At 64.4% G+C, this 4104-nt stretch carries 4 protein-coding genes; 1 reads left to right on the forward strand and 3 read right to left on the reverse strand.

Annotated features, from left to right (window positions below):
• Positions 1-3: 3 nt before the first annotated feature.
• Both AS26_RS13270 and AS26_RS13275 read right to left on the reverse strand, forming a co-directional pair.
• Positions 4-882 (reverse strand): alpha/beta hydrolase family protein, encoded by an 879-nt coding sequence (locus AS26_RS13270; protein WP_062310513.1) that lies wholly within the window; start codon positions 880-882, stop codon positions 4-6.
• Positions 883-899: 17 nt separating this feature from the next.
• Complete coding sequence (locus AS26_RS13275; RefSeq protein WP_062310515.1) at positions 900-2228, reverse strand: Gfo/Idh/MocA family oxidoreductase; 1329 nt, start codon at positions 2226-2228, stop codon at positions 900-902.
• Between the two features lie 314 nt (positions 2229-2542).
• Between AS26_RS13275 and AS26_RS13280 the strand changes: the two genes are divergently transcribed.
• Positions 2543-3520, forward strand: a complete 978-nt coding sequence (locus AS26_RS13280) for a LacI family DNA-binding transcriptional regulator (RefSeq protein ID WP_062310518.1) — start codon at positions 2543-2545, stop codon at positions 3518-3520.
• Between the two features lie 23 nt (positions 3521-3543).
• Here the strand turns inward: AS26_RS13280 and AS26_RS13285 are convergent, their stop codons facing one another.
• A complete protein-coding gene (locus AS26_RS13285) occupies positions 3544-4023 on the reverse strand; it encodes a flavin reductase family protein (protein ID WP_062310530.1) in 480 nt (159 codons plus the stop codon).
• Positions 4024-4104: the final 81 nt, after the last annotated feature.

Consider the following 4104-nt stretch of genomic DNA (forward strand, 5'->3'; position numbering starts at 1 on the left):
GTCTCAGGCTTGGACGCGCTGCCAACGAACGTCCACCCATTGCCACAAGATTTCCGGATACGGCTCATGACCCCCAGGTTGTGCGAGAAACTGAGCATTTTCCTCACATCCCAAGGCCTCGTACGCCGCCTGCACCGCGGCAAAAGCCGCGTGCGCCCCTTCGAACGGGAACACCCCGTCCCGCTCGCCGTGCACGATGGTCAGGCGCCGCGGCGCCACGAGCGCCGCCACATCCCCCCAATCGCCGAAGGTGAGCAGACCCGGTACGTAGTTGCACAGGCAGTGCCTCGTCGCGAGCAGCGAATGGCGAACCGTGCAGAAGGCCGAGAGCAGGATCACGTGATGGACCCGCGTGTCGCACGCGGCGTGAAACAGCGCGGCCGTCCCGCCGCCGGAAAACCCCGCCGTGACGAGGCGCGCCATCTGAAAACGGCCGTCCATCTCCATCGCATCCAAAAGCTCCATCAGATCGCGGACGCGATCGCCAAGCAGCGTCCGGCCCACGAGCAGCCGCTGCCGCGCAAACCTTTCGCAGCTGTGCTCCAGGCCAAGGGCGCGATCGGCCGGGTCCATCGTGGCGCCAAAGCCGCGCATGGACGGGAGCACCACGGCAAACCCCGCCTCGCGCAGGAGCTCCGCCACAGGCGCACCCTTGACGTACACCTCGTTGGCACTGCGAAAGTAATCGTAGCCGAGCGGCGAGTGGCCGTGGATCAACACGGCGGTGGGATAGCCGCCTGCGGGCACCTCGGCGTGCGGCAGGAGCACGTGGACCTCGCGATTCGCCACGAGTTCGGTCAAGGATCTCGGCCTCGCCGGGCGCTCCAGGCCGAGCAGCCGAACGAGGACCTCCACTCGCTCGTCGGACGCCCCTCGCGACACCCCGCTCCCCTCCTTCGTCACTGCACGCCGACCGGCGCGCTCTCGCCCAAGAGATCCGCGATGCGCACGAATTGCCCGGTCGCCATGGACAGGTTGGCCGCCACGCCGATGAGAATGGACATCGCCCCCGCACGCGATCCGGCCACGTGGCCGTACGGATCGCTCTCGACACCTCGAAACAGGTGGTCTTTCAAGCGCCGATCGCCGCCGCCATGCCCCTCGCGCACGTGCGGAACGCGGAACACCTGCACCCCGCCGAAGAGGGGGTAGAAGCGGATCTCAAGCTCGCGCACCTCGTCGGCGGACGTCGGATCGCCAAATCGCCAATCCACCGTGCGGCGCACGTCCTTCGAGCTCCTCCGCGCGAAGTCCGTTTGGTCCTCCTCGGTGATGAAGTACTCCGGCTCAAACGCCTCAAGGCGCCCCTTGCTCCCGTTGAACGCCACCTGCCAGCCCTCAAACGGGGTGGCCGCGGTGAGCATGTAGGTCGCCTGGACGCCGCCGGGATACCGGATGAGCGCGCCCATCGTGTCCTCGATGTCGATGCGCTCGGAGAACACGCATTGATCTCGGTGGTAGCCGTCGTATCCCTCCGCCTGTTTGTACAGGGCGTTCAACGTCGCGTCCCGGCCGAGATCCAGATAGAACGGACAGCGATCCGTCACCTGACACGTGGCGCAGCGCTCTCCGTGCCCGGGCATGCGCTCCGGCACGTAGTAGTGGCGAGATCCCATGGCCACAACCTCCTGCGGCTCGAGCCCCAGCCACCAGTTGATGAGGTCGAAGTGGTGCGTGGCCTTGTGCACGAAGAGACCGCCGGAGTTTTTCTTCTCCGCGTGCCAGCGCCGGAAGTAGTCGGCGCCGTGCACGGTGTCGAGATACCAGCGGAACTCCACCGAATGAACGTCGCCGATGATGCCTTCCTGCAGAAGCCGCTTGATCTCGGTCTTATACGGCGCGTATCGATAGTTGAACGTGACGCGAACCGTCTTGCCGCTCCGCCGCTCGGCGTCGAGGATCCGGCGGCACCGCTCCGCGTCGATGGTCATGGGCTTTTCCGTGATGACGTCCTTGCCCCGCTCAAGCGCTTTCACGATAAAATGATCATGCGTCGCGTCCATCGTCGTGACGATGACGCAGTCGCATTCGACGGTGTCCAACATCTCGTCGAAGTCCGTGAAGCCGGGAATCTCTTTGCCGAGCACCTCCTGCGCATAGCGGATGCGGCCCTCGTTGCGATCGCACAGCCCCGTGATGCGCGCGACGTCCCGGTAATGCGTGACGAGATCGCGCCCAAACATGGAGATGCCGCGCGATCCGAGCCCGACAATGCAGTAGTTGGTCATGGTGTGCCGTCACCCCTCGATAGTAACCACGTTGTTATGTCATCGACCCCGTTGTTGCTCAAAGGTAGCACAGAATCGACGGGATATCAATAACCACGTTTTCATTTCTTCTTGACTTTTTTCGACGGGATCGCGTGAAAAATGGTCGAAAGGCGTCGCATTCGCGCGCGAAGGGGACCAAATGGGCGGCGCGGCCTTTAATAACGTTGTTATTTGTGTTAAAATGTCGAGGAAATCACAGAGATGAGGTGCGGATCTCGCCGCCTGACGGCGTGCGGGGTCCTGTCGATCTCGACCTGAGGGAGACTCGCGCTATGGTGAGCATTAAGGATATTGCAGAGCGCGCGGGCGTGAGCTACAGCACCGTTTCCAAGGCGCTCAACGACAGCCCGCTCGTGAAGGAGGAGACGAAGCGCCGCATCCTGGAAATCGCGCGCAGCATGGGTTATCAGCGCAACCTGCTCGCGCGCCATTTGGTCTCCGGGCGCACGCGCCTCATTGGCTTCGGGCTTGTGAACCTCGGCAACCCCATCTTCGCAAACCTGACCATCCAGTTGCACCGGGCCCTGGCGGCGCTCGACTATCGCATGGTGATCGCGATCTCGCCGGACGAGATCGACCTGTTGAACCAGATGCGTGCCGACGGCCTCGTGATTTGGGCCGATCTCGTCTCGCGCCACCCGCACCTGATGGAGGAGCTCGGCCGCTGGCAGGCGAAGACCTTGGTCATCGGCACGGACGAGCCCGTGCCGCTGCCGCACGTGCGCTTCGACCGCCGAGCTGGGATCGCGGAGGCCGTGCGCTACCTGCGCTCGTTTGGGCACACGCGGATTGGGTTCATCGGCAGTTCGCAGGAGATCAAGGTGCGGGCGTTCCTGGAGGCGGTCGCACAGGCGGGCCTGCAGCCGTCGCCGGACTGGCTGTACCCGGCGGAGCCGACCTTCGAGGGGGGCTACCGCGCGATTCGGTACGCGAGGCCGGACGTCCCCATGCCGACGGCGTTCATCGGGCTCAACAACCTCATCACAAAAGGAGCGCTTCGCGCGCTTCTCGAGCTCGGGTACCGCGTGCCGCAGGACGTGAGCCTCATCGGCTACGACAACCTGCCCGATATGCAATTTGCGGAGGTGCCCATCACCACGGTCGGGCCGTCGCTCGAAGAGGTGGCGGATTTCGCGGCGCACCGCGTGGTCGACATGATCAACGGCAAACCAGGCCCCGACGCGCACGTGATTGAGCCCATCCTCATTCCGCGCGCGTCCGTCGAGCGGGCGCCCGACCGGGCCGGGTGAGCGGGCGCGCGTGCGCCCGCGACTCATCCCCCGTAGAACAGCCCCGTCTCGGCGAGGGTGAGCGGCTTGCCGTCGCGGTGAACGCCCGCGTCCACCACCTCGCCGACGATGAGCGTGTGATCACCCCGGTCCACGACGTCCGTCACGCGGCACTCGAACCAAGAGAGTGCGTCGCGCAAGATGGGGCTTCCGGTCGTCGCCGTGTAGAACTCGACGTCCTCGAACTTGTTCCCCACGCGCTTCAGCGGCTTGAAGAACTTAAACGCGAGGTCCTTCTGCCCGCTCTCGAGCACATTGACGGAAAACACGCGGCTCTCGAGGATGCCGTCGCACGACGTGGTACCCTTTTTGACGCCAATCGCCACGAGCGGCGGCTGGAACGAAACTTGGGTGACCCAGTTGCCCGTGAAGGCGTTGACATCATCCTCGCCAATCTTCGTGCCGATGACGTACAGCCCGTACGTGATGTGGCGGAGCGCCGTCTTTTTCGCTTGCTCGTCCATCGTCGCACCTCCGATGCGTAAAGACTTCCCTCTCGAGTATACCTCTTGCCCGCTCTTCCATCACCCCGTGGCGCGCGCTCG

It is taken from the genome of Alicyclobacillus sendaiensis NBRC 100866 (assembly GCF_001552675.1).
Classification (GTDB): Bacteria; Bacillota; Bacilli; order Alicyclobacillales; family Alicyclobacillaceae; genus Alicyclobacillus; species Alicyclobacillus sendaiensis.